At 69.2% G+C, this 26,371-nt stretch carries 20 protein-coding genes; 12 read left to right on the top strand and 8 right to left on the bottom strand.

Annotated features, from left to right (window positions below; all coding sequences use genetic code 11):
• Positions 1–29 precede the first annotated feature (29 nt).
• Positions 30–1,907: a methanol/ethanol family PQQ-dependent dehydrogenase gene (locus V5F61_RS13625; RefSeq protein ID WP_393988539.1), complete on the bottom strand. Its 1,878-nt coding sequence runs from the start codon at positions 1,905–1,907 to the stop codon at positions 30–32.
• Between the two features lie 509 nt (positions 1,908–2,416).
• Between V5F61_RS13625 and V5F61_RS13620 the strand changes: the two genes are divergently transcribed.
• The 12 genes from V5F61_RS13620 (at position 2,417) to cysG (ending at position 19,974) form a co-directional block, all read left to right on the top strand.
• Positions 2,417–3,889 (top strand): histidine kinase, encoded by a 1,473-nt coding sequence (locus V5F61_RS13620; RefSeq protein WP_393988538.1) that lies wholly within the window; start codon positions 2,417–2,419, stop codon positions 3,887–3,889.
• Positions 3,886–4,530, top strand: coding sequence for a response regulator (locus V5F61_RS13615; protein ID WP_393988537.1), 645 nt, complete (start codon positions 3,886–3,888; stop codon positions 4,528–4,530). Before V5F61_RS13620 ends, V5F61_RS13615 begins: the two co-directional genes overlap by 4 nt.
• Positions 4,531–4,715: 185 nt before the next feature.
• On the top strand, positions 4,716–8,792 hold the full coding sequence (locus V5F61_RS13610; RefSeq protein WP_393988536.1) for a molybdopterin-dependent oxidoreductase: 4,077 nt from the start codon (positions 4,716–4,718) through the stop codon (positions 8,790–8,792).
• A 60-nt stretch (positions 8,793–8,852) separates the two neighbouring features.
• A complete protein-coding gene (locus tag V5F61_RS13605; RefSeq protein ID WP_393988535.1) occupies positions 8,853–9,443 on the top strand; it encodes an ANTAR domain-containing response regulator in 591 nt (196 codons plus the stop codon).
• 2 nt (positions 9,444–9,445) lie between these two features.
• Complete coding sequence (locus V5F61_RS13600; RefSeq protein WP_393988534.1) at positions 9,446–10,696, top strand: CmpA/NrtA family ABC transporter substrate-binding protein; 1,251 nt, start codon at positions 9,446–9,448, stop codon at positions 10,694–10,696.
• A gap of 273 nt (positions 10,697–10,969) precedes the next feature.
• Positions 10,970–12,355 (top strand): CmpA/NrtA family ABC transporter substrate-binding protein, encoded by a 1,386-nt coding sequence (locus tag V5F61_RS13595; RefSeq protein WP_393988533.1) that lies wholly within the window; start codon positions 10,970–10,972, stop codon positions 12,353–12,355.
• Between the two features lie 26 nt (positions 12,356–12,381).
• On the top strand, positions 12,382–13,464 hold the full coding sequence (locus V5F61_RS13590; RefSeq protein ID WP_393988532.1) for an ABC transporter permease: 1,083 nt from the start codon (positions 12,382–12,384) through the stop codon (positions 13,462–13,464).
• Positions 13,465–13,474: 10 nt separating this feature from the next.
• Positions 13,475–15,262 (top strand): ABC transporter ATP-binding protein, encoded by a 1,788-nt coding sequence (locus V5F61_RS13585; RefSeq protein WP_393988531.1) that lies wholly within the window; start codon positions 13,475–13,477, stop codon positions 15,260–15,262.
• A gap of 18 nt (positions 15,263–15,280) precedes the next feature.
• Complete coding sequence (locus V5F61_RS13580) at positions 15,281–15,694, top strand: globin family protein (protein WP_393988530.1); 414 nt, start codon at positions 15,281–15,283, stop codon at positions 15,692–15,694.
• A gap of 19 nt (positions 15,695–15,713) precedes the next feature.
• Positions 15,714–18,158, top strand: a complete 2,445-nt coding sequence (nirB, locus tag V5F61_RS13575; protein WP_393988529.1) for a nitrite reductase large subunit NirB — start codon at positions 15,714–15,716, stop codon at positions 18,156–18,158.
• 10 nt (positions 18,159–18,168) lie between these two features.
• Positions 18,169–18,519 carry a nitrite reductase small subunit NirD gene (nirD, locus tag V5F61_RS13570; protein ID WP_393988528.1) on the top strand — a complete coding sequence of 117 codons (351 nt, stop codon included), beginning with the start codon at positions 18,169–18,171 and terminating at the stop codon, positions 18,517–18,519.
• A gap of 9 nt (positions 18,520–18,528) precedes the next feature.
• Positions 18,529–19,974, top strand: coding sequence for a siroheme synthase CysG (gene cysG, locus V5F61_RS13565; protein ID WP_393988527.1), 1,446 nt, complete (start codon positions 18,529–18,531; stop codon positions 19,972–19,974).
• 30 nt (positions 19,975–20,004) lie between these two features.
• Here cysG and V5F61_RS13560 read toward each other — a convergent pair whose 3' ends face one another.
• The 7 genes from V5F61_RS13560 to purU all read right to left on the bottom strand — a co-directional run bounded on the left by V5F61_RS13560 (position 20,005) and on the right by purU (position 26,364).
• Positions 20,005–21,054, bottom strand: a complete 1,050-nt coding sequence (locus tag V5F61_RS13560) for an aminotransferase class III-fold pyridoxal phosphate-dependent enzyme (protein WP_393988526.1) — start codon at positions 21,052–21,054, stop codon at positions 20,005–20,007.
• Positions 21,055–21,171: 117 nt separating this feature from the next.
• The gene (locus V5F61_RS13555) at positions 21,172–22,236 is read right to left on the bottom strand and encodes a CobW family GTP-binding protein (protein ID WP_393988525.1); all 1,065 of its coding nucleotides are present in this window, start codon (positions 22,234–22,236) and stop codon (positions 21,172–21,174) included.
• A 103-nt stretch (positions 22,237–22,339) separates the two neighbouring features.
• Complete coding sequence (locus V5F61_RS13550) at positions 22,340–23,329, bottom strand: metal ABC transporter solute-binding protein, Zn/Mn family (RefSeq protein WP_393988524.1); 990 nt, start codon at positions 23,327–23,329, stop codon at positions 22,340–22,342.
• Positions 23,330–23,341: 12 nt separating this feature from the next.
• Positions 23,342–24,214 carry a metal ABC transporter permease gene (locus V5F61_RS13545; protein WP_393988523.1) on the bottom strand — a complete coding sequence of 291 codons (873 nt, stop codon included), beginning with the start codon at positions 24,212–24,214 and terminating at the stop codon, positions 23,342–23,344.
• Between the two features lie 157 nt (positions 24,215–24,371).
• Complete coding sequence (locus V5F61_RS13540; RefSeq protein WP_393988522.1) at positions 24,372–25,112, bottom strand: metal ABC transporter ATP-binding protein; 741 nt, start codon at positions 25,110–25,112, stop codon at positions 24,372–24,374.
• Between the two features lie 2 nt (positions 25,113–25,114).
• Positions 25,115–25,360 (bottom strand): hypothetical protein, encoded by a 246-nt coding sequence (locus tag V5F61_RS13535; protein WP_394104047.1) that lies wholly within the window; start codon positions 25,358–25,360, stop codon positions 25,115–25,117.
• A gap of 134 nt (positions 25,361–25,494) precedes the next feature.
• On the bottom strand, positions 25,495–26,364 hold the full coding sequence (purU, locus tag V5F61_RS13530) for a formyltetrahydrofolate deformylase (protein WP_393988520.1): 870 nt from the start codon (positions 26,362–26,364) through the stop codon (positions 25,495–25,497).
• Positions 26,365–26,371: the final 7 nt, after the last annotated feature.

Below are 26,371 nucleotides of genomic sequence, written 5' to 3'. Positions count from 1 at the left end.
CGAGCGGCGGCCGGCATCGGCGGTGGGGGTCAGCCGCCGGAGGCGTATTCGCCCACGTTCGGGTCGTCGTAGGGGCCCTTGCCGTCGAGCGAGAACACCATCACGCCGCCACCCATCTGGGTGTAGTGCTGGAGGTTCTTGAACGCGCCCACGGAGCCGAGGCCGGCGGTGGGGTCGTTGAGATCGAACACCAGGCCCACGCCCGGCCAGCCGCCCACGCCGTAATAGATGGCGACATACTGGACGCCGTTGTGCGTGTAGGTCATGGGATGGCCGATGACGCCGGAAGGCAGCTTGAACTTCCAGAGCAGCTTGCCGGTGTCGCTGTCGCGGGCCTTGATGAAGCCGTCGAGCGTTCCGTAGAACATCACGCCGCCGGCGGTGGCGAGCGTGCCGCCCCAGGCCGCGAAACGCTCCATCACCTCCCACTTGTACTTGTTGTTGATGGCGTCATAGGCCTTCACCTGGCCGAGGCCGAGGTAGTTCTGCCGGTCGCCCTTGGGGCCGGGATACATGTTCAGCGTCGCGCCGACGAAGAACTGGCCCGCCCGGTAGGGCAGCATGAAGGGCTCCCAATCCATGCAGATGTGGTTGATGCCCATGAAGAAGGTCTGGCGTGCCGGGTCGTAGCTGTCGTGGCCCTGGTTGTGGTAGCCCATGGCCGAGGGACAGACATCGCGCGCCACATGGTCCATGCGGGTGCCGTATTCCGGGTCGCGCTCCGGCTGGCCCGTTTTCAGGTCCACCTTCTTCACCCAGTTGACCGTGTCGTCGATCTTGTCGGCGGAGACGAGGCTGCCATCGGTGCGGTCGAGAGTATAGACGATGCCGTTGCGGTCCGGATGCGTCAGAAGCTTGCGCATCTTGCCGGTCTTGTCCTTCTGCTCGGACAGCATCATCACATTGACGCCGGCATAATCCCATTCGTCATGTGGCGTCTTCTGGTAGCCGAACCGGGCTTCACCGGTGTCGATGTCGCGGCCCCAGATGGTCATGGTCCATTTGTTGTCGCCGGGACGCATGGTCTCGTTCCACGGCGCGGGATTGCCGGAGCCGTAGTAGACCATGTTCGTGGAGGGATCGAAGGCGTACCAGCCCCAGTTGGTGCCGCCGCCGATCTTCCAGGCGTCGCCCTCCCAGGTCTTCGTGCCGAGGCCCTTCTGGCCATATTGCGGATTGGCCTTGTTGAAGTCGTCGGCGAGCATCACCTGCTCGTCGGGACCGGTGGCGTAGGCGCGCCACTTCTGGGCGCCGGTCTTCACGTCATAGGCGGTGACGTAGCCGCGCACGCCGAGCTCCGCACCGGAGGAGCCCACCAGCACCGTGTCCTTGATCACATAGGGCGCGATGGTGAGGGTGGAGCCCACCTTGATGTCGGAATTCTCCAGCTTCCAGTATTCTTCGCCGGTGTCCGCCTTCAGCGCCACCACGTTGCCGTCGAGCTGGGTCTTGATGATGAGGGGGCCGGTCTTGCCGTCGCCGGGCCAGTAGGCGAGGCCGCGGTTCACCACATCGCAGCAGGCGACCGCACGGGCGGTGGGGTTCTGCTTGGGCTTGTGCTGCCACAGGATATGGCCGGGATCGTCCAGGCCCAGCGCGAAGGTGGTGTTGGGGAAGGGCGAGTGGATATACATCACCCCGTCCACCACCAGCGGCGTGCCCTCGTGGCCGCTGAGCACGCCGGTGGAGAAGGACCAGGCCGGGCGCAGCTTCGCCACGTTGTCCTTGTTGATCTGCTTTTGAGGGCTGAAGTTGTTGGCGTCGTAATTCTTGCCCGTCATGGGCCAGTTCTCGTCGCTCTTGGCGAGCTCAACCAGCTTGTCGTTGGCCCTCGCGACGTTGGCGGCGCCCACCGCGAGCGCGAGGGTGACGGCGACAAGGGATGCGGAAGACAGAAGTCTGTTCATCTGGCGTGTCCTCGGGGTTTCCTCGACCGGCGTGTCGTTGGGCTTTACGGACGGCGCGTGCCGGTCGGCCGTCCTGCGGGCGGCCCTTCGTCGTGGCCGCTTATTGCTGAAGAGGTGCGCGTGCCGCGCGGCCGCATGCGCGGCTCCGGGCTTTGTCTCGCGATGTCTTGAGTCCGTCGCCCTCCGATTGCGACAAGATCCTCAAAATTCTTATATTTTTCTTATCATTTATTCTTGGCGTGATGAGAGTTGAAAGCTTTGCGCCGGTCTTGTCTCGCGATGTTTGTGCAATTTCGGACGGGAAAAATCGGCAATCGGTTCCGGGAAAAATGCCCAAGGCCTTGCGACGAGGTGGAAAACGTCGCCGCGTGGCATCGCCTTCCCCAGGGGCGTTTCGTGCTGGATACAGGGTCGGCAAAACGTATAATGTTGCCGTGACGATAGTCTGCGTCACATTTGAAAATAATAATAAGATAAGAGTCTGAATTAATGCGGGAGAAGCGTGTGGAGTGTTTCATCTCCGGATGGGGCGCGCGGTGAGCATGGCGGGGGCAGAGCGCGTGCCCGCCAGCGCCATTTCCGCGCCGGCGCGCCAGCGGGTGCCAACCCTGCGCGCGCAGGTCCTCGGCATCGTGCTCGCCATCAACGCAGCGGCGGCGCTGGTGGCGGGCTGGGTGATCGTGCTCAATGCCCGCGCGGCGGCGCGCAGCGAGATGGCGGCCTCCGTCGAGATGGCCGAACAGATGGTGCGCGAGGCCGCCGAGCGCATCGCCGAGGACCCGCGCGCGCTGGATGCGGCGCTGCCCAGCCACCTTCGTCACCTGCGCCATGTCCGGCTGAGCGTTTCCGATGCCGGCGGGCGAGTGATCTCCGATGCGGAAGAGGCCCGTGCGCCAGCCGCCGACGAACGGGCGCCCGCATGGTTCGCCCGGCTTGTGGGCGTGGAGGAGATGGTTCGCGAGGTGGCGGTCACCGTCGGCGGTGCCACTGTCGCGCACGTGACGGTGGCGGGCGTGCCCGATGACGAGGTCGCGGAAGTCTGGAACGACATGACGGATTTCGCTGCCGTGGCGGTGGGGGTGAACGCGGCCATCCTCGCGGCGCTGTTCGTGGCGCTCGGGCGGGTGCGGCGCGAGCTGGGGCGCTTTCGCGCCGCGCTGGGCGATCTTCAGCAGGCGCGCTTCGTCCGGCCTCTGGCGCCGCCCCGCGTGCGTGAGCTGGCCGAGGCGGCGGAGGGGGTGAACGCGCTCGCTGCCGCGCTTGACGCCGCCCGGCGGGAGAATGCCCGCCTCAGCGCCCGCCTCGTGGGCCTGGAGGAAGAAGAGCGCCGCCGTATCGCCGGCGAGCTGCATGACGAGCTCGGCCCGCTGCTGTTCGGCCTGAAGGCGGGTTCCGATTCGCTCGCGCGCATGGCGGTCCAGGCCCCGCCCGCGTTGGCGCCGCGGCTCGCCGAGCGGGCCGGCAGCCTCGTGGACATCGTGGCGCGGATGCAGGAGGCCAACAGGCGCCTGCTGCGGCGCCTGCGGCCGCCCGCCCTGGGCTGCGTGCCGCTGGCGGATGTGCTGGAGAACCTCCTCGCCGACTTCCGCCGCCACGATCCGGAGCGCGCGTTCCGGCTGGAGGCAGCCCCTCTGCGCACCGGCTACGGCGCCGCGGTGGAGGCAACCCTGTATCGCTGCGCCCAGGAAGGGGTGACCAATGCGTTGCGACACGGCGAGGCCCGCACCGTGCGGCTTGCCCTCGCGGAGCGTGTGGACGGGGAGGGCCGGGCATGGCTGCGCCTCGACGTTCAGGACGATGGCGTAGGTCTGGGCGCCGGTCCGCCGCGCGGCGCCTCGGAGGGGCTGGGGCTCGCCGGCATGCGCGAGCGGGTGCGCGCGCTGGGTGGCTGGTGCGCCCTCACAGCCGGCCAAGAGGGTGGCGCTCGCCTTAAGGTGGAGGTTCCGCTCGATGCGCCCGCGGCGGAGGGGGCAAGACCATGACGAATGTTCTTCTGATCGACGACCACCCCATCGTCGCCCAGGGGTGCCGCTACATCCTGGAGGAAGCGGGGGTGTGCGAGCTGACGGCGGCGAGCACCGCGCTCGCCGGCTATCGTCTGTTCCGCCGCCGGCGGCCGGATGTGGTGATCGTGGATCTCGCGCTCAGCGGCAGCGGCCTCGCGGGGCTCTCACTGGTGCGGCGGTTCCGGGCCCAGGCGGCGCGCACGCCGATCCTGGTCTTCTCGATGCATGCGGATCCGGTCATCGCAAGCCGTGCGCTGGAGGCGGGCGCCACCGGCTATCTGGTGAAGGACACCTCCGCCGCCGACCTGCTCGAAGCCTTCGACAAGGTGCGGAAGGGCCAGCCCTACATCAGCCATGCTTTGGCGCTGGAGGTGGCGATGATGAGCAGCCGAGCCCGCCCCGGCACCATGGCTGATCTCACCCCGCGCGAGCTGCAGGCGCTGGCGCTGCTGGCGGAGGGCAAGGCCTATGGCCAGATCGCGGACGAGCTGGGGGTGAGCTACAAGACCGTGGCCAACACCTGCTCGCAGCTCAAGGCCAAGCTCGGCGTCGGCACTCTGGCCGAATTGATTCACCGCGCCATCCGCTACGTTGCCGCCTCACCGGCCGGGCGGTAGGCCGTCGCGCGGCGGGGCTTGCGTTCACGCGCGGCTTCCGTTTTATTTATGGCATAAGAGACATCGCCGCTGGGCCTCGCGTTGGGGACCGGCGGCAGGGGGACATGATCCCCAGTGGCAAAGCCGCCACCTGCGCTTCCGCATTCGGGAGCGTCGGTGGCGGCTTTTTTCGTTTCGGGGCAGGCATGAGCGGCGCGAAACAGGCGGCGGAGCAGGTACGGAGCGTGTGCCCCTATTGCGGGGTGGGCTGCGGCATCGTGCTCGACGTGCGCGACGGCAAGGTGGTGAAGGTGAGCGGCGACAAGGCGCATCCGGTCAATGCCGGCCGCCTGTGCACCAAGGGCGCCACCTGCGCCGAGCCGCTCGACAGGGGCCGGCTGACGGGCGCCTTCGTGCGGGACGCGCGGGGGGCGGAGCAGCTTCCCCTGCCGGTGGACGAAGCTATCGCCCACACCGCCGGGCGGCTTCGGGACATCATCGACCGCGAGGGGCCGGATGCCTTCGCCTTCTACGTCTCGGGCCAGATGTCCATCGAGGCGCAATACCTCGCCAACAAGCTGGCCAAGGGCTTCATCCGCACGCGCCATATCGAATCGAACTCGCGCCTGTGCATGGCGAGCGCCGGCAGCGGCTACAAGCTTTCCCTGGGCTCCGACGCGCCGCCCGGCTCCTATGACGATTTCGACGCCGCCGACCTGTTTCTCGTCATTGGCGCCAACATGGCCGATTGCCACCCCATCCTGTTCCTGCGGATGATGGACCGGGTGAAGGCGGGCGCGCGGCTCATCGTGGTGGACCCGCGCCGCACCGCCACCGCCGAGAAGGCGGATCTCTTCCTGCGGGGGCGGCCCGGCACGGATCTCGCCTTCCTCAATGGATTGCTGCACCTGCTGGCGGCGGAAGGCGGCCTCGACCCGGATTTCATCGCCCGCCACACCTCCGGCTGGGCGGAGGTGGAGGCGCAGCTTTCGGATTACGCGCCACAGGCCGTGGCCGCCCTCACCGGCATCACGGAGGAGGACCTGCGCGCGGCCGCCCGCATGATCGGCGCGGCGAAGGCCTTCACCACCTGCTGGACCATGGGCCTCAACCAGAGCAGCCACGGCACCGCCAACACCACCGCCATCTGCAACCTGCACCTCGCCACCGGGCAGATCTGCCGGCCCGGCGCCGGCCCCTTCTCCCTCACCGGCCAGCCCAATGCCATGGGCGGGCGGGAAATGGGCTACATGGGGCCGGGCCTGCCCGGACAGCGCAGCGTGGCCAGCGCCGCCGACCGCGCCTTCACCGAAGCCCGCTGGGGCCTGCCCGCCGGCACCATCCGCCCCGAGGCGGCCACCGGCACCCTCGCCATGTTCGAGGAGATGAAGGCGGGGCGCATCAAGGCCTGCTGGATCGTCTGCACCAATCCGGTGGCCTCGGTGGCGAACCGACAGGTGGTGATCGACGCGCTGAAGGCCGCCGAGCTGGTCATCGTGCAGGATGCCTTCCTCGACACCGAGACCGCCGTCTACGCCGATGTGCTGTTGCCCGGCGCCCTATGGGCGGAGGCGGAGGGCGTGCTCGTCAATTCGGAGCGCACCCTCACGCTCGCCGCCGGTGCGGTGGCGCCCCCAGGCGCCGCGCGGGCGGACTGGAGGCTCATCGCCGATGTGGCCCGCGCCATGGGCCATGAAGAGGCCTTCGCCTATGCGGATGCGGCCGAGGTGTTCGCGGAGATCGCGGGCTTCTCCAATCCCGCCAGCGGCTATGACCTGCGGGGCGCGAGCCATGCGCGGCTGCGGGCGGGGCCGCTGCAATGGCCGCTCGCGCCCGAGGGGGCGGTGCGCAACCCCATCCGTTACCTGAACGACGGCCGCCATATGCCGATGCGTGCTGCGGCCGACGGCACCACGCCTGCGCTGCGCTTCGCGACCCCGGACGGGCGGGCGCGCTTCGTGCCCTCGCCCCATGTGCCGCCTGCGGAACAGCAGGACGCGGACTTCCCGCTGGTGCTCAACACCGGGCGGCTGCAGCATCAGTGGCACACCCTCACCAAGACCGGAAAGGTAGCGGCCCTCAACAAGCTCAATCCGGGGCCGTTCCTGGAACTGCACCCGGAGCGCGCGGCGCGGCTCGGCATCGGCGAGGGGGATCGGGTGGAGGTGCGCTCGCGGCGCGGGCGGGCGGTGCTGCCGGCGCGGCTCAGCGACCGGGTGGCGGAGGATGCCTGCTTCGCACCCTTCCACTGGAACGACGTGTTCGGTGACGGCCTCGCCATCAACGCGGTGACGAGCGATGCGGTCGACCCCCTGTCCCACCAGCCGGAACTGAAAATCGCCGCGGTGGCCCTTTCCCGGGTGGGCCCCGCGCCGGAACGGGAGGCCATGGAAATGGCGCGCGCACCCCATGTACCTGATGCCCCGCGTGTGCCGATGCCGGCCGCCGCGCCCTCTTCCGCCATCTCGGCCTGCGCCGAGCTGCTGGGCGTGGCGCCGGGGCTGGACCTCGCGCTGACGCCAGAGGAGCGGCTCTACCTGAAGGGGATGCTCAGCGGGCTCATGGCGCAGCCGGTGGCGGAAGGGCGCGAGGTGCCTGTGCTGCCGCCCTCGGCGCCGGTGGGCGACGCCACGCGGCTGGTGGTGAACGGCCTCTTCGCCGGCCTGTTCTCCCGCATGCCGGTGGGCGGGGCGGCGGATGCGCCCGTCATCGTCGCCTTCGCCTCGCAGACGGGGCGGGCGGAGGCGGAGGCCGGCGCCCTTGCCGAGGCGCTGCGCGAGGCCGGGCTTGGCGTGCGCCTCGCGGCCATGGACGAGCTGGCGCCCGAGGATCTGCCGCGCGCCGGCACCGCGCTGTTCGTGGCAAGCACCTTCGGCAACGGCGACCCGCCGGACAACGGCTGCGCCTTCTGGGCGCGGCTCAGCGGGCCGGAAGCGCCCCCGCTCCAGGATCTGCGCTTCGGCGTGCTGGCCTTCGGCGACAGTACCTACGCGCAGTTCTGCGGCTTCGGCCGCAAGCTCGACGCGCGCCTCGCGGAGCTGGGCGGCCAGCGCCTTCTGGAGCGCGCCGATTGCGAGCCGGACGGGGAGGAGGCGGTGGCCGAATGGCGGCGCAGCGCGGCGCGCATGCTCGGCGCCGTCCCTTCCGCCGAGGTCTCGCCCGCGCCGAGGCCGGCGCCGGCCCGGGGCCCGCGCGAGGCGCGGCCCGCCCGGATCGTCCGCAACCGCCTGCTCAATGCGCCGGGCAGCGGCAAGGAGGTGCGCCAGATCGGCCTCGCCATCGGCACCCTCGCCTACGAGGCCGGGGACGCGCTGGGCATCGTGCCGCGCAATGATCCCGCCCTCGCGGCGGAGATCATGGAGCTGCTCTCCCTTTCTCCTGATGCGCCGGTGCGCCTCGGCGCCTCGGGCGAGATGCCGCTGCGCGAGGCGCTGGAGCGCCACTGCGAGATCGCCCGGCCCCACGGGGACGTGCTGCGCTGGTGGGCCGGCCTCGCGGGAGACGACGAGCTTGCCGAACTGCTCGCCGGGGAACGGGCGGAGCTGGAGCGCTGGCTGTGGGGCCGGCAGCTCGCGGATATCCTGCGCCGCAGGCCGCGCGCGGCTGATGCGGGGGAGCTCGTGGCAACGCTCAAGCGCCTTCGGCCGCGGCTCTATTCCATCGCGTCGAGCCCACTGGCCGCGCCGGGAGAGGTGGACCTCACCGTCTCCATCGTCCGCTATGCCTGCGAGGGGCGGCGGCGGGCGGGGGTGGCCTCCGCCTTCCTGGCCGACCGGGCGCAGGAGGCGGAGGTGTTCATCCAGCCTTCCACCCATTTTCGGGTGCCCGAGGCGGCCGAGACGCCCGTCGTCATGATCGGCCCCGGAACCGGCATCGCGCCGTTCCGCGCCTTCCTCCAACAGCGCGCGCTCACCGGTGCGCGCGGGCGCAACTGGCTGTTCTTCGGCGAGCAGCAGGCCGCCAGCGATTTCTACTACCGGGACGAGCTGGAGGAGTGGCTGAAGGGCGGCCACCTGACCCGCCTCGACACCGCCTTCTCCCGCGATCAGCCGGAGAAGATCTATGTGCAGCACCGCATGCGCGCGGCCGGCGCCGAGCTGTGGCGGTGGCTGGAGGAGGGGGCCCATGTCTATGTCTGCGGCGATGCCGCGCGCATGGCGAAGGACGTGGAGGGCGCGCTCGTGGACATCGCCGCCGCCCACGGCGGGCTGGGCGCCGAGGCGGCGCGGGACTATGTTGCGCGCATGGGCGCGGCGAGGCGTTATGTCCGGGATGTGTATTGATGAGGGCGCATGGGCCGTGCCGGCGTGGCACCGCGTGCGAAGCTCGGGCATGAAGGCGTGATGCGCGACGCGGATCTTTCCATTCTCGTCATCGACGAAAACGCCATTCGCGCGCAGATCATCGAGGAGGGTCTGCGCGCGGCGGGGCACACCCGCGTCGACGTGGTGCATGAGATCCAGGGCGTGGCGCGCACCATCGAGCGCGTGGCGCCGGACGTGATCGTAATCGACCTCGAAAATCCGAACCGCGACATGCTGGAGAGCATGTTCCTGCTCTCGCGCTCGGTGCGGCGGCCCATCGCCATGTTCGTGGACCGCTCCGACAGGGCCGCCATCGAGGCGGCGGTGGAGGCGGGCGTCTCCGCTTATGTGGTGGACGGGCTGAAGCAGGAGCGGGTGAAGCCCATCCTCGACATGGCCATCAGCCGCTTCAACGCCTTCTCGCGCATGGCGCGGGAGCTGGAGGAGGCGCGCACCGAGCTGGAGAACCGCAAGACGGTGGACCGCGCCAAGGCCATCCTCATGAAATCGCGCGGGCTTTCGGAGGAGGCGGCCTACAAGCTGCTGCGCAGCACCGCCATGAACCAGAACCGCAAGATCGCCGACATCGCCCAGAGCCTCGTCATGGCGGCTGGATTGCTGGAGGGCTAGCCGTGTCCGAGGATGCCGACATCCGGGTGGGCTTCGTGCCCCTGCTCGACAGCGCCATCGTGGTGAGCGCGGTGGTGAAGGGCTTCATCCGCGAGGAGGGCCTTGTGGTGACGCTCACCCGCGAGCCCTCATGGAGCAGCATCCGCGACCGGCTCGCGGTGGGCGCGCTCGACGCGGCGCACATCCTCGCGCCTATGCCCATCGCGGCTAACCTGGGCCTGTTCCCGCTCTCGCCCTCGCTCATCGCGCCCATCGCCATGGGCCTGGGCGGCAATGCGGTGACGGTCTCAAACGCGGTGGCGCGTGAGATGGAGGAGGCTGGGGCCGACGAGACGCTCGATGCCGGCATCGCCGGCCGCGCCCTGCGCCGGGTGGTGGCCGCGCGGCGGGGGCGGGGGCTGTCGGCGCTCAGGTTCGGCGTCGTCTATTCCTTCTCCGGGCACAATTTCGAGCTTCGGTTCTGGCTCGCCGCCTGCGGCATCGACCCGGACCGCGATGTGGAGATCGTGGTGCTGCCGCCGCCGCAGATGCCGGCGGCGCTGGCGCGGGGCGAGATCGACGGCTTCTGCGCCGGCGAGCCCTGGAACACGGCCGCAGTGCGCTGGGGCGCGGGGCATCTCGCCACGGTGAAGGCGAAGATCTGGCGCTCCAGCCCGGAGAAAGTGCTCGGCGTCTCCCGCCCGTGGGCGGACGAGAACCCCGCGGCGCTGGATGCCTTCCTGCGCGCGCTCTATCGCGCCGCCCTGTGGTGCGCGGAGAGGGGCAACCACGCCGAGCTCGCCCGCATCCTCGCCGCGCCCCGCTTCCTGGACGTGGACCCCGCGCTGCTGCTCACGGGCCTCAGTGGGGCGATGGAGGTGGCGCCCGGCCGCATCGTGCAGGTGGATGACTTCTTCCTCACCGCCGCCAAGGCCGCCACTTTCCCCTGGCAGAGCCACGCGCTGTGGTTCTACAGCCAAATGGTGCGCTGGGGGCTGTGCAGCCATTCTCCGCACAACGCCTTGATCGCACGCGATTCCTACCGTCCGGACCTCTACCGGCGGGCGCTGCGCGGCCTGGGAGCGCCGCTGCCCGGCGCGAATCTCAAGGTGGAAGGCGCCCTTCTGGCGCCGACGCCCGTGGGCGCCGCCAACTCCAGCCTCGTGCTGGGGCCGGATGGCTTTTTCGACGGGCACATCTTCGATCCCGACCATATCGACGCTTACATCCGCGCGCAGATGGCCGCGCGGGTGCCGGATATGACCGAGGACTGAGCGTGGCCTGTTCAATTTCCAGGCAATCGCGCCAAATGTGAAGCAAATGGCGCACCGCAAAAGAATGGTTGTTGCAGAATTAGAATAAGCATGGTTCTGTAGCTCATCCCAATATTCGGCACCCAACGACGGGTGCCCTGGCAAAGCCGCCAAACTGTTCCTGTCCCTCCCGGGGCCTGGAAACGGTTTCGCGGCTTTTTTGCTTTTCGCCCCCCGCCTGCGCGGGCCTCGACCTCAACCGGGCACTGTCCCCGAACTTCGAGATTGGCACACATGACCGATGCCGTGACGAAGCGCTTCTTCCTTCTCTCCTCGCTGGCGCTTGCGGTGGGGCTTTCCGCGCCCGCCTTCGCCGGCCCGCTGCCGGTGGAGAAGGACGAGCTGAAGCTGGGCTTCATCAAGCTCACAGACATGGCGCCGCTGGCCATCGCCAAGGAGAAGGGCTTCTTCGAGGACGAGGGGCTCTATGTGACCCTGGAGCCGCAGGCGAACTGGAAAGTGCTGCTCGACCGCGTCATCACCGGCGAGCTCGACGGCGCCCACATGCTGGCCGGCCAGCCGCTTGCCGCCACCATCGGCTTCGGCACCAAGGCCGACATCGTCACGCCCTTCTCCATGGATCTCAACGGCAATGCCATCACCGTCTCCAACGCCGTGTGGGAGGAGATGAAGCCGAAGGTCCCCACGGGCCCCGACGGCAAGCCGCAGCATCCCGTCAAGGCCGACGCGCTGAAGCCGGTGGTGGATCGCTACAAGGCCGAGGGCAAGCCCTTCAACCTGGGCATGGTGTTTCCGGTCTCCACCCACAATTACGAGCTGCGCTACTGGCTCGCCGCCGGCGGCATCAACCCCGGCTATTATTCGCCTTCCGATGTCTCGGGCCAGATCAAGGCCGACGCGCTCCTCTCCGTGACCCCGCCGCCGCAGATGCCGGCGACCCTCGAGGCCGGCACCATCGTCGGCTACGCCGTGGGCGAGCCCTGGAACCAGGCGGCGGTGTTCAAGGGCATCGGCGTACCTGTGGTGACCGATTACGAGATCTGGAAGAACAACCCCGAGAAGGTGTTCGGCCTCACCAAGGAATTCACGCAGAAATATCCGAACACCACCCTCGCCCTTACCAAGGCGCTGATCCGCGCCGCGCGCTGGCTGGACGAAAACAACGACGCAAACCGGGCGGAGGCGGTGAAGATCCTGGCGAAGTCCGAATATGTGGGCGCGGACGCCAAGGTCATCGCCAATTCCATGACCGGAACCTTCGAATACGAGAAGGGTGACAAGCGCCCGGCGCCGGATTTCAACGTCTTCTTCCGCTACAACGCGACCTATCCCTTTTATTCCGATGCCGTCTGGTATCTCACCCAGATGCGCCGCTGGGGCCAGATCCCCGAGCAGAAGTCCGACGCCTGGTATGCCCAGACCGCCAAGGACGTCTACAAGCCCGACATCTACATGAAGGCGGCCGCGCTCCTCGTCGAGGAGGGCAAGGCGAAGAAGGATGAATTTCCCTTCGGCACCGACGGCTACAAGCCCGCCACCTCCGACTTCATCGACGGCGTCACCTACGACGGCAAGGCCCCCAACGCCTACATCGACTCCCTCCCCATCGGCCTGAAGGGCGGCCAGAAGGTCGAGGGCAACCAGGTCACCGGCGGCTGAGCGCGCTTCAGGCGAGGACTCCTCTTATGTCCGATGTTTCCCACACCCTCGATGGCGCGGCCGCCAAGGCCGCGCGCCGGGAGAAGGCTTTCCAGGCCATCAACCGCGCCGCTTCCTGGCTCAATGTGCTGGGCCTCGGCTTCGTGGTCCCGCTCCTGAAGATCGCTGCCGGAGACAACGTCTCCGAGCAGCTCGGCGAGCTGAAGCGGGTGCTGCTGGTGCCGCTCGCGGGCATCCTGGTGTTCCTCGCTGTCTGGGCGCTGCTGGCGCCCAAGGTGCAGACCTCTCTCGGCGCCATCCCCGGCCCCATGGCGGTGGTGGAGCAGGCCGGCGTGCTGTTCGCCGACCACGCCGCCGAGCGCCAGAAGGCCGCGGATTTCTACGCCCGCCAGGAGGCCCGCAATGCCGCCCTGGTGGCCCAGGGCAAGGCCGACCAGGTGAAGGTGCGCGCCTATACCGGCAAGCCCACCTATGTGGACCAGATCTTCACCTCCCTCTTCACGGTGGGGCTGGGCTTCGTCATCGGCACGCTCATCGCGGTTCCCGTGGGCATCGCCTCCGGCCTCTCGAAGACCTTCAACGGCGCCATCAATCCGCTGATCCAGATCTTCAAGCCGGTGTCGCCGCTGGCGTGGCTGCCCATCGTCACCATGGTGGTTTCGGCGGTCTACCTGAACCCCTCCGACTGGCTGCCGAAGTCCATGGTGATCTCGGCGGTGACGGTGACGCTGTGCTCGCTGTGGCCCACCATCATCAACACCGCGCTCGGCGTCGCCTCCATCGACAAGGATCTGGTGAACGTCGGCAAGGTGCTGCAGCTCTCCACCTTCACCACCATCCGCAAGCTGGTGCTGCCCTCGGCCCTGCCGCTCATCTTCACGGGGCTCCGGCTCTCCCTGGGCGTGGGCTGGATGGTGCTGATCGCGGCCGAGATGCTGGCCCAGAACCCCGGCCTCGGAAAGTTCGTGTGGGACGAATTCCAGAACGGGTCCTCCACCTCCCTGGCGCGCATCATGGTGGCGGTGTTCACCATCGGCATCATCGGCTTCGCGCTCGACCGGCTGATGTATGCGCTCCAGTCCGCCTTCACCTTCTCCACGAACCGCTGAGGGCCGGAACATGAACGCGCTCCAGCCGCTGGAAACCGCACCCATCCTCGAAGCGCGCGGCGTCGCCAAGGGCTTCGGGACGGGGGATGCCCGCAACCCGGTGCTGGCGGGCATCGACCTCGATGTGCGCGAGGGCGAGTTCATTGCCATCGTCGGCTTCTCCGGCTCCGGCAAGTCCACGCTCATCTCCCTGCTGAGCGGCCTTGCCCAGCCCGATGCCGGGACGGTGCGCTTCAAGGGCGCGCCCGTCACCGGGCCCGCGCCGGAGCGGGGCGTGGTGTTCCAGAACTACGCGCTCATGCCCTGGCTCTCGGTGGAGGCCAATGTGGCGCTCGCCGTGGAGGCGGTGCACAAGGCCATGCCGAAGGCGGAGCGGCGCGAGATCGTCTCCTCCTACATCGACATGGTGGGCCTTTCCCACGCGAAGGAGCGGAAGCCGGCGGAGCTTTCCGGCGGCATGCGCCAGCGGGTGTCGGTGGCGCGCGCCCTCGCCATGCGGCCGGATGTGCTTTTGCTGGACGAGCCGCTCTCGGCGCTGGATGCGCTCACCCGCGCCAAGCTGCAGGACGAGTTCGCCGCCATCTGCGAGCGGGAGAGGAAGACCATCGTCCTCGTCACCAACGACGTGGACGAGGCGATCCTGCTGGCGGACCGCATCCTGCCGCTCACCCCCGGTCCCGAGGCGAGCCTGGGGCGCTCCTTCGCCGTGGACCTGCCCCGCCCGCGTGAGCGCGGCGCCATGAACTCGGACCCCGCGTTCATCCGCATCCGCGCGGAGGTGACGGAATATCTGCTCGACCTCGGCGCCCGGCGCGGCGTGGACGCGCACCGCGAGATCAGCCTGCCCAAGGTGGTGCCCATCACCCAGAAGCCCCAGGCGGAGAAGCTGCCCGCGGCCTACGCCAAGCGCGCCCATTCGCCCATCGAGCGGCGCTATGTCGAATTCTTCGAGGTGCGCAAGGTCTATCCCACTCCCAAGGGGCCGCTCACCGTGGTGGACGGCTTCGACCTGAAGATCAACAAGGGCGAGTTCATCTCCATCATCGGCCATTCCGGCTGCGGCAAGTCCACCGTTCTGTCCATGGCGGCGGGGCTCAACGCCATCTCGTCCGGCGGCATCGTGCTCGACGGGCGCGAGGTCTCCGGCGCGGGGCCGGACCGGGCGGTGGTGTTCCAGGCGCCCTCCCTCATGCCGTGGCTCACGGCGCGGGAGAACGTGGCGCTGGGCGTGGACAAGGTCTACCCCGAGGCCAGCGCGGCCGAGCGGCGCGACATCGTGGAATATTATCTCCAGCGCGTGGGCCTCGGCGATGCCATGCATCGCCTCGCCGCCGACCTTTCGAACGGCATGCGGCAGCGGGTGGGCATCGCCCGCGCCTTCGCCCTCTCGCCCAAGCTGCTGCTGCTGGACGAGCCCTTCGGCATGCTCGACAGCCTCACCCGCTGGGAACTGCAGGAAGTGCTGATGGAGGTGTGGGCGCGCACCAAGGTCACCGCCATCTGCGTCACCCATGACGTGGACGAGGCGATCCTGCTGGCCGACCGGGTGGTGATGATGTCCAACGGGCCGAACGCGAAGATCGGGAACATCATGGCGGTGGACCTGCCGCGCCCCCGCAGCCGCAAGGCGCTCCTGTCCCACCCCGATTACTACGCCTATCGCGAGGAGCTGCTCGACTTCCTCGAAGCCTATGAGGGCGGCGCGAACCCGGCACCGGAGCAGCTCCAGGCCATCCAGAACAAGAGGGCGGCGCGCATGGCGCGCCAGTCCGCGCCCCGGGCCGGGGCCCTGGGCTGACACGAGCGGAGCACAGCGATGAACACGGATCAGATCGAGCTGGTGCGCGCCTCCTTCGCGAAGGTGGTGCCCATCAAGGATGCGGCGGCGGGCCTGTTCTACGGTCGCCTGTTCGAGACCGCGCCGGAGGTGAAGCCCCTCTTCAAGGGCGACATGACGGACCAGGGCAGGAAGCTGATGGCCACCCTCGCGGTGGTGGTCAACGGCCTCGCGAACCTCGAGACCATCCTGCCGGCGGTGAAGGCGCTGGCGGTGAAGCATGTCGACTACGGGGTCGCTCCCGAGGATTACGCGAAGGTCGGCGCGGCCCTGCTGTGGACCCTGGAGCAGGGCCTCGGCGCCGACTTCACCCCGGACGTCCGCGATGCCTGGACGAGCGCCTACGCCACCCTTTCCGATGCCATGATCCAGGCCGCCTACCAGCCAGCCTGAGGACCCGAAGGACACAGCCGTGACCCAGAAGCTCGTCATCGTCGGCAACGGCATGGCCCCCGGCAGGATGCTGGAGGCGCTGCTCGAAAAGGCCCCCGGCCTCTACGACATCACCATTTTCAACGCCGAGCCGCGCGTCAATTACGACCGCATCATGCTCTCGCCGGTGCTCTCGGGCGAAAAGGCGTACGAGGACATCATCATCCACGACGATGTCTGGTACGCCTACCATGGCATCACCCTGCACAAAGGGGCGCGGGTGACCGGCATCGACCGTGCGGCGAAGACTGTGACCGCCGCGAACGGCATCACTGCCGCCTACGACAGGCTGGTGATCGCCACCGGCTCCGCGCCCGTCATCATTCCCGTGCCGGGCGCCGACCTGCCGGGCGTCGTCGCCTACCGCGATCTCGACGACGTCTCGCGCATGCTGGAGGCGGCGAAGCGCGGCGGCCGAGCGGTGGTCGTCGGCGGCGGCCTGCTGGGGCTGGAGGCGGCCTATGGCCTGAAGCGGCAGGGCATGGAGGTGAGCGTGCTCCACCTCATGCCGACCCTCATGGAGCGCCAGCTCGACCCCGCCGCCGCCTACCTGCTGGAGAAGGCGCTCGCCGCGCGCGACATCGCCATCCTCACCAAGGCCAACACCAGGGCGATCCTCGGCACCGAGAAGGTGGAAGGCGTGGCGCTTGAGGATGGGAGGGTGCTGCCCGCGGACTTGGTGGTGATGGCGGTGGGCATCCGCCCCTCCGCCCAGCTCGCGAAGGAGGCGGGCCTGACCGTGAACCGCGGCATCGTGGTGGACGACGGCATGCGCACGTCCGATCCCTCCATCTACGCCCTCGGCGAATGCGTCGAGCATCGCGGCCAGTGCTACGGCCTCGTGGCGCCGCTCTATGAGAGCGCGAAGGTGCTGGCGGATCGTCTTTCCGGCGGGCAGGGCGAGTACCAGGGCTCGGTGACCTCCACCAAGCTCAAGGTGACGGGCGTGCACCTCTTCTCCGCCGGCGATTTCGCGGAGGGGCCGGACCGCGAGGAGATCGTGCTGCGCGATGCGGCGGCAGGCGTCTACAAGCGTCTGGTGCTGCAGGAAAACCGCATCGTCGGCGCGGTGATGTACGGGGATGTGGCCGACGGCCCCTGGTATTTCGACATGCTGAAGCGCGGCGCCGACGTCTCGGACCTGCGCGACACCCTCATCTACGGCCAGGCCTTCCAGGGCGCGTGCGCCGGCGCCGCGCCGGGCGCGGCGGTGGCGGCGCTGGCGGATGACGCGGAAATCTGCGGCTGCAACGGCATCTCCAAGGGCCGGATCGTGTCCGCCATCCGGGAGAAGGGCCTCTCCACCCTCGCGGAGGTGCGCGCCCACACCAAGGCCTCGGCTTCCTGCGGCTCGTGCACCGGGCTCGTGGAGCAGCTCATGGCGCTGACGCTGGGCGATGCCTATCGCCCGGCGGCGGTGGAGGCGGTGTGCGGCTGCACGGACCTCGGCCATGACGACGTGCGTCGCCTCATCCGCGCCAAGGGGCTGAAATCCATCCCGGCGGTGATGCAGGAGCTGGAGTGGAAGACCTCCTGCGGCTGCGCCAAGTGCCGGCCGGCGCTCAACTACTACCTCGTGTGCGAATACCCGGACGAATATGCGGACGACTACCAGTCCCGCTTCGTCAACGAGCGCCTGCACGCCAATATCCAGAAGGACGGCACCTATTCGGTGGTGCCGCGAATGTGGGGCGGCGTCACCTCCGCGGACGAGCTGCGCGCCATCGCCGACGTGGTGGACAAGTTCGCCATCCCCATGGTGAAGGTCACGGGCGGCCAGCGCATCGATCTTCTCGGCGTGCACAAGGAGGACCTGCCGGCGGTGTGGGCGGACCTCGGCAAGGCCGGTTTCGTCTCCGGCCAGGCCTATGCCAAGGGGCTGCGCACGGTGAAGACGTGCGTCGGTTCCGAATGGTGCCGCTTCGGCACGCAGGATTCCACCGGGCTCGGCATCCGCATCGAACGATTCATGTGGGGCTCGTGGACGCCGGCCAAGGTGAAGCTCGCCGTTTCCGGCTGCCCGCGCAACTGCGCGGAGAGCACCTGCAAGGACATCGGCATCATCTGCGTGGATTCGGGCTACGAGATCCATTTCGCCGGCGCGGCGGGCCTGGAGATCAAGGGCACCGAGATCCTCGGCACCGTGAAGACCGAGGACGAGGCGCTGGAGCATGTGGTGGCCCTCGCGCAGATGTATCGCGAGCAGGCCCGCTACCTGGAGCGCATCTACAAATGGGCGAAGCGGGTGGGATACGACGAGATCCGCGCCCAGATCCTGAACGATGAGGAAAAGCGCAGGGGATACTTCGAGCGCTTCGTCTTCTCCCAGAAGTTCGCCCAGGTGGACCCCTGGTCGGAGCGGGTCTCCGGCAAGGACAAGCACGAATTCAAGCCCATGGCGTTCATCGCCGAGGCGGCGGAGTGAGGGGCGCGAGATGACCGACGTGAACTGGATCGCCATCGGCCACATCGACGACATCCCGCGCCGGGGCGCGCGCTGCGTGACGACGCCCAAGGGCCGCATCGCCGTGTTCCGCACGGCCGACGACGCGGTGTTCGCTTTGGAGGACCGCTGCCCCCACAAGGGCGGCCCGCTCTCGGTGGGCATCGTCCACGGCCATGCCGTGACCTGTCCGCTGCACAATTGGGTGCTCTCGCTGGAAACCGGCGCGGCCCAGGGGGCGGACGAGGGGCAGGCGCGCGCCTTCCCCCTGCGCAATGAGGACGGCGCCCTGTTCCTCTCCCTCGATGTCTTGCCGCTGGCGGCCAAGGTCGCGGCGGAATAGGGGGCCGTGATGGAAAACGCCACGCCGCGCCTCGGTCGGGTGCCCGCGCCCTCTTCTCCGCCGCGGGTGGAGCCGCTGGCCGTGCTTCCGGTCTTCCTGCCGCTGAAGGGCAAGCCGGTGCTGGTCGCCGGGGGCTCGGACGCCGCCGCCTGGAAGGCGGAGCTTCTGGGCGCCGCGGGCGCGCGCGTCGAGGTCCGCGCCGCCGTGCCGGGGGAGGCCATGGCCGCGCTCCTGCGGGAAGGTCGGGCGGTTCACGCCGGCCCGTCCTGGCGCGCGGCGGACCTTGCTGCATTCGCGCTGGCGGTGGCGGATCTCGAAGGGGCGGAGGCGGAAGCCTTCGCCGCCGCCGCGCGCCGGGCCGGCGTGGCGGTGAACGTCATCGACAAGCCGGCGCTGTGCACCTTCCAGTTCGGCTCCATCGTGAACCGTTCGCCGGTGGTGGTAGGCATCTCCACGGATGGCGCCGCGCCGGTGCTGGGGCAGGCCATCCGGCGGCGGATCGAAACCCTCTTGCCGCGCCACCTGGCGGCCTGGGGCGCGCTGGCCGCGCGCATCCGCGGGCGGGTGGCGTCTGCCCTCGCCTCGGCCGGGTCGCGGCGGCGCTTCTGGGAGGCTTTCGCGGAGCGTGCCTTCGCCGCTTCCGGCGCGCCGGAGGACGACGACTGGACGGCGGCGCTGCCAGCGCCGGAGGCGGGCTCCGTGACGCTGGTGGGCGCCGGGCCGGGCGATCCCGAATACCTCACCCTGAAAGGCATGCGGGCGTTGCAGTCGGCGGATGTGATCCTGTTCGACGATCTCGTCTCGCCCGAGCTGCTGGAACTCGCCCGCCGCGAGGCGCGGCGCATGCTGGTGGGCAAGCGCGGGGGGCGCGAGAGCTGTCGGCAGGAGGACATCAACGCGCTGATGCTGCGCTTCGCCCGCCAGGGCAAGCGCGTGGTGCGGCTCAAGGCGGGGGACCCTTCCGTATTCGGCCGCTCTGGAGAGGAGATCGCCGCTTTGGAGGCCGCCGGCATTCCGGTGCGCGTGGTGCCGGGCATCACCACCGCGAGCGCCCTGGCGGCAGGGCTCAACACCGCGCTCACCCATCGCGATGCGGCCCAGGCGGTGCGCTTCGTCACCGGCCATTCGCGCAAGGGCGTGCTGCCGGACACCATCGACTGGCGCGCCGCGGCCGATCCCGCCACCACCACCGTGTTCTACATGGGCGGGCGCACCGCGCCTGAGATCGCCGCGCGCCTGCTGGGCGAGGGCATGTCCCCGCAGATGCCCGTGGTGATCGCCGCCAACGTGAGCCGCCGCGACGAGCGGCGCTGGAGCGGCCCGCTCTCGGAGCTGGCAGCGGGCATGGCCGGCATCGGCCACGACGATCCGGTGGTCATCGGCATCGGCCGCGTATTCGCGCGGGCACAGGCCGGGGTGGCCGCGGTGCCGGCTCCGGCACACGCCGTGGGCTGATCCGCCTCCCGGCGGTGCTCCCGGAGCGTATCAGTCCGCTTCTCCGGCGATGCGGGCGAGGATATCGGCGGCCGCATCCAGCTCCGCCTCGCTCACGGTGAGGGCGGGGAAGAGGCCGAGGACGTTTCCCAGGGGACGGGTGAGGAGGCCGTGGGCCGCCGCGCGGGCCGCGAGCGGAGCGGCTTCGCCCGTGCAGACCAGCCCCTGCATCAGCCCGAGGCCGACCACCGCGGTATAGACCGGCCGGTGGAGATAGGAGAGGTGGGTGAGGCGGTCCTCCAGGGCCCAGGAGCGCCGCTGCACCGTCGCCTCGAAATCCGGCGCGAGCATCTGGTCGAGCCGCTGGTGGGCGATTTCCACCGCCGCAGGGTTCACGGCGGCAGGGGCGGGCGCCCCACGTGCCACCTTGGCGGTGGCAAGCACCGCCGCGAGCGGCTCTGCCCCGGCGAGGCCCGAGCCCATGATCATCAGGTCGGGCGTGACGCCGCTCCACTCATAGGCCCAGCTCATGCCGGTACGGCCGAGACCGCTCGCCGTCTCGTCGAAGGCGAAGACGATGCCGTAGCCGTCCGCCGCCTCGCGCAGCACGGCGAGAAGGTCGCGCGGCGGCAGTTCCAGGGTGGGCACGGTGCGTACGGGGGCGATCAGGATGCCGGCGGTCTTCGGCGTGATGGCAGCTTCCACCTCGGCCGCGTCATCGGTGGTGAGGATGTCGATGTGTGGGTCGCCGGCGAGGCCCTCGGGGAGCGGGGCGTGGTGAGGCCCGGCGCAATAGAGGAGCCGGGTGCGCTTGGGGCGGCCGACGGCCTGCTGGAAGCCGAGGATGGCTTGCAGCGCATGGCGCCCGGCGGCCGCCGCATCCGGCAGCAGGTAGCCACGATCAGCGAAAGAGATGGGCAGCAGCCGCTCGATCAACTCCGCCGCGTCGCGCCCCTCTTGCGGCGCGGTCTCTGCCTCCTCGTCGCGGGCAAGGTCGAAGGAGCCGGTGAAATCGAGGATGTGAGCAGGCGCCGCGGCGTCCTCCTGGACCGGAGGCTCGGGCTGCGAAGCCTGCACGGGGGCGAGGATGGGGTCGGGCATGGTGCGTCCTCCGGCCACCGGCAGTCTTCTGGGCGCGCCGGTAACCCAAGGTGCGCCGTGGCCCGGCCGACCGCAAGCGCGAACGGCCGGGGCGGACGATGGGCCGCGCCCGCGCGCTCAGGCCTCGCAGGAAAGGAAGCCGTTGCGCAGCCATTCCTCGTCGAGCTTGCGGCCGATGAAGACGATGCGGCTCACGCGCTTCTCGTCCGCCTGCCAGGGCCTCTGGTGGTCGCCGTCGAGAATCATGTGCACGCCCTGGAACACGAACCGATCCGGGTCGTCCTTGAAGGAGAGGATGCCCTTGGAGCGCAGGATGTTGGGGCCTTCGGTCGCCACCAGCTGCTGCACCCAGGGGAAGAACCGCTCGGGGTTCAGCGGCTTCTCCGTGGAGAAGGACACCGACTGAATCTCGTTGTCGTGCACGGCGTGCAGGCCGTGGTGATGATGGTCGTGGTGCTCGCCGCAGCCGCAATCGGGGCCGTGCTCGTGGTCGTGGTGGTCGTGCTCGTCCTCCTCCAGGAAGGCGGGCTCGATTTCCAGGATGCGCTCGAGGTCGAAGGCGCCCTGGTTCAGCACCTTGGCGATGTCGATCTGCGATTTCTGCGTGCGGTAGAGCTTGGCATAGGGGTTGATGCCGCGGATGCGGGCTTCCACCTCATTCAGCGCCTCGGCGCTCACGAGGTCGGTCTTGTTGAGGAGGATGACGTCCGCGAAGGCCACCTGGTTCTTGGCCTCGGGGGCATCCTTCAGCCGGTCGGAGAGCCACTTGGCGTCGGCCACCGTCACCACGGCGTCGAGCCGGGTCTTGGCCTGCACCTCCTCGTCCACGAAGAAGGTCTGGGCGACGGGGGCGGGGTCGGCGAGGCCCGTGGTCTCGATGATGATGCCGTCGAAGTCGCCCTTGCGCCGCAGCAGGCCGTCGATGACGCGGATGAGGTCGCCGCGCACGGTGCAGCACACGCATCCGTTGTTCATTTCGAACACTTCCTCGTCAGCGCCCACCACGAGGTCGTTGTCTATGCCGATCTCACCGAACTCGTTGACGATGACGGCGAACTTCTTTCCGTGCGGCTGCGAGAGGATGCGGTTGAGCAGGGTCGTCTTGCCGGCGCCGAGGTAGCCGGTGAGAACGGTGACGGGGATCTTGCCTGCGGAGGTCTTGTCGGACTGCGTGTCGGCCATGGGTCACACCTTGATGAACGCGCGCCCGGCTTCCGGCCGGGCGACGCGGGGGTGTCGCGGACGATGGTCCGCGTGGAGGAATCTCGCGGGTCCCGCGCGCCGCTCAGCTCGAAAGGGCCGAGGAGAGCGTCTTCACGTTGGACCGGATCATCAGGATGTAAGTGTTCGCGGGGCCTTTGTCATCGGAGAGGGCATCGGTATAGAGCTCGCCGCCGATCTTGGCGCCGCTCTCGTTGGCGATGCGCTGCACGAGGCGTGGGTCGCTCACGTTCTCCAGGAACACGGCCGGGATCTTCTGCGCCTTGATCTGGCGGATGATGCGCGCCACGTCCTTGGCGGAAGCCTCGCTCTCGGTGGAGACGCCCTCCGGGGCGATCAGGGTGACGCCGTAGGCATCCCCGAAATAGCCGAAGGCATCGTGGGAGGTGATGATGCGCCGCTGGCTGGCGGGAATGGCGGCCATGGCCGCCTTCACCTCGCCTTCGAGGGCGTCGAGCTTCGCGGTGTAGGCGGCGGCGTTGGCGGTGTAGGCGTCCCGGCCGGCGGGGTCGGCGGCGATCAGCCCGTCGCGAATGTCCGCCACATAGACCTTGGCGTTGGCGATGGACTGCCATGCGTGGGGATCTATGGGCCCGTGATCGTGCTCATGGGCGTCCTTCTTGCCCTTGCCATGGTCGTGGCCGTGCGCGTCCTCTTCCTCCTGCGGCTCGGCGGCGGTGCGGGTGCGCGGGGTGATGTCCTTGGTGGCCGTGACCACCAGGGCCTTCGTGCCCGATGCCTTCACGAGCCGGTCCATCCAGCCCTCGAAGCCCAGGCCGTTGACGAAGATGACCTTGGCGGCGGCGAGCTTCTTCGCGTCGGCCGGCGTGGGCTGGTAGACGTGGCTGTCGCCGTTGGGGCCGACGATGGTGGTCAGCGCGATGCGGTCGCCGCCCACCTCCTTCACGAAGTCGCCCAGGATGGAGAAGGAGGCGACCACAGGCAGCTTTTCGCCGGCGGCTGCGCTTTTGGGCTCGCCCTGCGCGAGGGCGGCGCCGCTCGCGCCGAGGGCGCCGGCCAGGGTAGCGGCGAGGACGAGACGTCTGGAGAGCATCGAGGCTTCCTTTCAGGCTTCGAGATGGCGTCCGGGCAGGAGGCGCGAGAGCACCCCGCCCGCCGGGCCGAAGATCACCGCGACGCCGTAGGCCACGCCCGCCACCAGGATGATGGACGGGCCCGACGGCGTGCCGAGGTGATAGGACACGAGCAGGCCCGCGAGCCCGCTCAGGAAGGCGATGGCGGAGGCGAGCGCCACCAGCGCGCTGAGGTCGCGCACGAAGAAGCGGGCGGTGGCGGCGGGCAGCATCATCAGCCCCACCGCCAGCAGCGTGCCGAGGGCGTTGAACCCGCCCACGAGATTCAGCACCACCAGCGTGAGGAAGGCGACATGGCTCGCCCCGCCGGAGCGGCTCACGGAGGCGAGGAAGGTCGGGTCCACGCTGTCCATCACCAGCGGCCGCCAGATGACGGCCAGGGTGATGAGGGTGAGGGTGGTGATGCCGGCGATGAGGAGCAGCGCTGCGTCGTCGATGCCCAGCACGGTGCCGAACAGGACGTGGAGCAGGTCCACGTTCGACCCGCGCACCGAGACGATCAGCACGCCCAGCGCCAGCGAGATCAGGTAGAAGGCGGCGAGGGAGGCGTCTTCCCGCAGCTCGGTGGCGCGCGCCACCACGCCCGCCCCCACCGCCACCAGCAGCCCCGCCACGAGGCCGCCGAGGCTCATGGCATAGAGGTTGAGGCCCGCGAGCAGGAAGCCGATGGCCGCGCCCGGCAGGATGGCATGGGACATGGCATCGCCGGTAAGCGACATGCGCCGGAGCATCAGGAACACGCCGAGCGGCCCCGCGCCCAGCGCGAGCGCGAACACGCCCACCACCGCGCGGCGCATGAACTCGAACTCCACGAAGGGGGAGATCAGGGTCTCATAGAGATTCATGCCGCACCTTCAGGCCGGGCGACGGCGGGACTGCTACGGTGTTCGCGCACGGGTCTCGTCCTTGGTTTCTGGGCGCGCGTCACCGTCCGGCGCCGCGCCTGCGGCTCCCGTGGGGTGGGCGTGCGTGTCGTGTTCCCTGCGGGCCGGGCCTTTCGGCTCAGGCGGCCACCGGGCAGGTGGCGGCATCCGCTTGCCAGGCCTCGCCCATGTGGCGGGCCTTCAGAAGGTTCTCCGGCGCCAGCACATCCTTGGTCGGCCCCCAGGCCACCGGCTGGCGGGCCAGCAGCAGTGTCTGCGGGAAGGCGGCGCGCACCAGATCGAAATCATGCAGCACGGCGAGCACGGTGCGCCTCTCCCCGTGCCAGCGGCCCACCAGGTCCACGAGGTCGGCGGTGGTCTTGGCGTCGAGGGCGGTGAAAGGCTCGTCGAGCAGGATCACCCGCGCATCCTGGAGCAGCAGGCGCGCGAACAGGGTGCGCTGCATCTGCCCGCCGGAGAGGGAGCCGATGGGCCGGTCCTCGAACCCTTCGAGGCCGACCGCCGAGACCGCCTCCTCGATGCGCGCGCGGTCGCGCCGGCCGATGCCGCCGAACAGGCCGGCGCGCCGCCACAGGCCCATGGAGACGAGGTCGTAGACATTGATGGGGAAGGAGCGGTCGATCTCCGCCCCCTGGGGCAGGTAGCCGATGTCGCGCGGGGAGACGCCATGCAGGTCCACCGCGCCCCCGAGCGGGCGCAGGGCGCCACAGATGCCCTTCAGCAGGGTGGACTTGCCGGCGCCATTGGGCCCGCAGACGGCGAGCAGCGCACCTTCGGCCACCTCGCCCGAAAGGTGGTGGACGGCGGGATGGCGCTCATAGCCGAGGGTCAGGTCGCGGAAGGAAATCTGCGCCGTCATCGTCAGCCTCCCACCACCAGTGCCACCGCGACCCAGAGCGGGACCAGCAGCGCCACGGCGAGCGCGAGCCGCGCCGCCAGCGAGAGGCGAAGCACCGACGGACCCACCCGGCTCCCCCGCGGCGCGCGGCGTGCGGCAGGGCCGCCGTGCGCATGCGCGCCAGGGTGGCCGCCGGTGCCCGCGACGGCAGGCTCCGGTAGCGTCCGGGACGGCACCGAGTTCTGCGGCAGAAGGGTTTCGATGGACATGCTCACCTCGATCCGGTGGTCGTGATATAGTGTATCAAGTGCCATGTCCAGCGCCTTTCAACCCTTCCCAAACGCAAAGGCCGGCCCCATGGGACCGGCCTTGACCTTTGACGAAACGCCGGTTCGGGAGACGCTCAGTCGCGGAACACCACCGTGCGGCTGCCGTTGAGCAGCACCCGGTCCTCGACGTGCCAGGAGAGGGCGCGGGCGAGCACGCGGCGCTCGATGTCGCGGCCCTTGCGCACCATGTCGTCGGGCGAGTCCTGGTGGGAGATGCGCTCCACGTCCTGCTCGATGATCGGGCCTTCGTCGAGGTCGCTCGTCACGTAATGAGCGGTGGCGCCCATCAGCTTCACGCCGCGGGCGTGGGCCTGGTGATAGGGCTTGGCGCCCTTGAAGCCGGGCAGGAAGGAGTGGTGGATGTTGATGCACTTGCCCGAGACCTTGGCGGACAGGTCGTCGGACAGCACCTGCATGTAGCGCGCGAGCACCGCCAGCTCGGTGTTGGTGGACTGGAAGATCTCCCAGATCTTCGCTTCCTGCGCCATCTTGGTGTCCTTGGTCACCGGCAGGTGGTGGAAGGGCACGCCGTCGAAGTCGAGATGGGCGTAGGTCTCGCGCGGGTGGTTGGAGATGATGCCGGTGAGCTCCATGGGGATCTCGCCGATGCGCCAGCGATAGAGCAGGTCCGCGAGGCAGTGGTCGAACTTGGAGGCGAGCAGCAGCACCCGGCGCTTCTCCGCCTTGGAGCGCAGGGTCCAGGTGGACGAGAAGCCCTCGGCGATGGCGGCGAAGCCCGCGCGGATCACCCCGATGCCCGCTTCGCCCTGCACGACGTTGAACACGATGCGGGTGAAGAAGCGGCCGCTCTCCTGGTCGTCGAACTGCTGGGCCTCCAGGATGTTGCAGCCCTTCTCGAACAGGAAGGTGGAGACGGCGGCGACGATGCCCGGCCGGTTGGGGCAGGAGAGGGTGAGGATGAAGTGCTCGGCGGGATTCGACATGTAGACC

The organism is Xanthobacter sediminis, assembly GCF_043195015.1.
GTDB lineage: Bacteria > Pseudomonadota > Alphaproteobacteria > Rhizobiales > Xanthobacteraceae > Xanthobacter.
Note: the sequence above shows the minus strand (reverse complement) of the source record. Positions and strands in the feature narration are given on the sequence as shown.

Bases quoted from the DNA above. Each gene is read 5' to 3' on its own strand.
- V5F61_RS13580 (WP_393988530.1), top strand. From the start codon at position 15,281: ATGAACACGGATCAGATCGAGCTGGTGCGCGCCTCCTTCGCGAAGGTG.
- cysG (WP_393988527.1), top strand. From the start codon at position 18,529: ATGGAAAACGCCACGCCGCGCCTCGGTCGGGTGCCCGCGCCCTCTTCT.
- V5F61_RS13550 (WP_393988524.1), bottom strand. From the start codon at position 23,329: ATGCTCTCCAGACGTCTCGTCCTCGCCGCTACCCTGGCCGGCGCCCTC.
- V5F61_RS13615 (WP_393988537.1), top strand. From the start codon at position 3,886: ATGACGAATGTTCTTCTGATCGACGACCACCCCATCGTCGCCCAGGGG.
- V5F61_RS13605 (WP_393988535.1), top strand. From the start codon at position 8,853: ATGCGCGACGCGGATCTTTCCATTCTCGTCATCGACGAAAACGCCATT.
- V5F61_RS13585 (WP_393988531.1), top strand. From the start codon at position 13,475: ATGAACGCGCTCCAGCCGCTGGAAACCGCACCCATCCTCGAAGCGCGC.
- V5F61_RS13555 (WP_393988525.1), bottom strand. From the start codon at position 22,236: ATGGCCGACACGCAGTCCGACAAGACCTCCGCAGGCAAGATCCCCGTC.
- V5F61_RS13540 (WP_393988522.1), bottom strand. From the start codon at position 25,112: ATGACGGCGCAGATTTCCTTCCGCGACCTGACCCTCGGCTATGAGCGC.
- nirD (WP_393988528.1), top strand. From the start codon at position 18,169: ATGACCGACGTGAACTGGATCGCCATCGGCCACATCGACGACATCCCG.
- purU (WP_393988520.1), bottom strand. From the start codon at position 26,364: ATGTCGAATCCCGCCGAGCACTTCATCCTCACCCTCTCCTGCCCCAAC.
- V5F61_RS13535 (WP_394104047.1), bottom strand. From the start codon at position 25,360: ATGTCCATCGAAACCCTTCTGCCGCAGAACTCGGTGCCGTCCCGGACG.
- V5F61_RS13595 (WP_393988533.1), top strand. From the start codon at position 10,970: ATGACCGATGCCGTGACGAAGCGCTTCTTCCTTCTCTCCTCGCTGGCG.
- V5F61_RS13625 (WP_393988539.1), bottom strand. From the start codon at position 1,907: ATGAACAGACTTCTGTCTTCCGCATCCCTTGTCGCCGTCACCCTCGCG.
- V5F61_RS13590 (WP_393988532.1), top strand. From the start codon at position 12,382: ATGTCCGATGTTTCCCACACCCTCGATGGCGCGGCCGCCAAGGCCGCG.
- V5F61_RS13545 (WP_393988523.1), bottom strand. From the start codon at position 24,214: ATGAATCTCTATGAGACCCTGATCTCCCCCTTCGTGGAGTTCGAGTTC.
- V5F61_RS13560 (WP_393988526.1), bottom strand. From the start codon at position 21,054: ATGCCCGACCCCATCCTCGCCCCCGTGCAGGCTTCGCAGCCCGAGCCT.
- V5F61_RS13610 (WP_393988536.1), top strand. From the start codon at position 4,716: ATGAGCGGCGCGAAACAGGCGGCGGAGCAGGTACGGAGCGTGTGCCCC.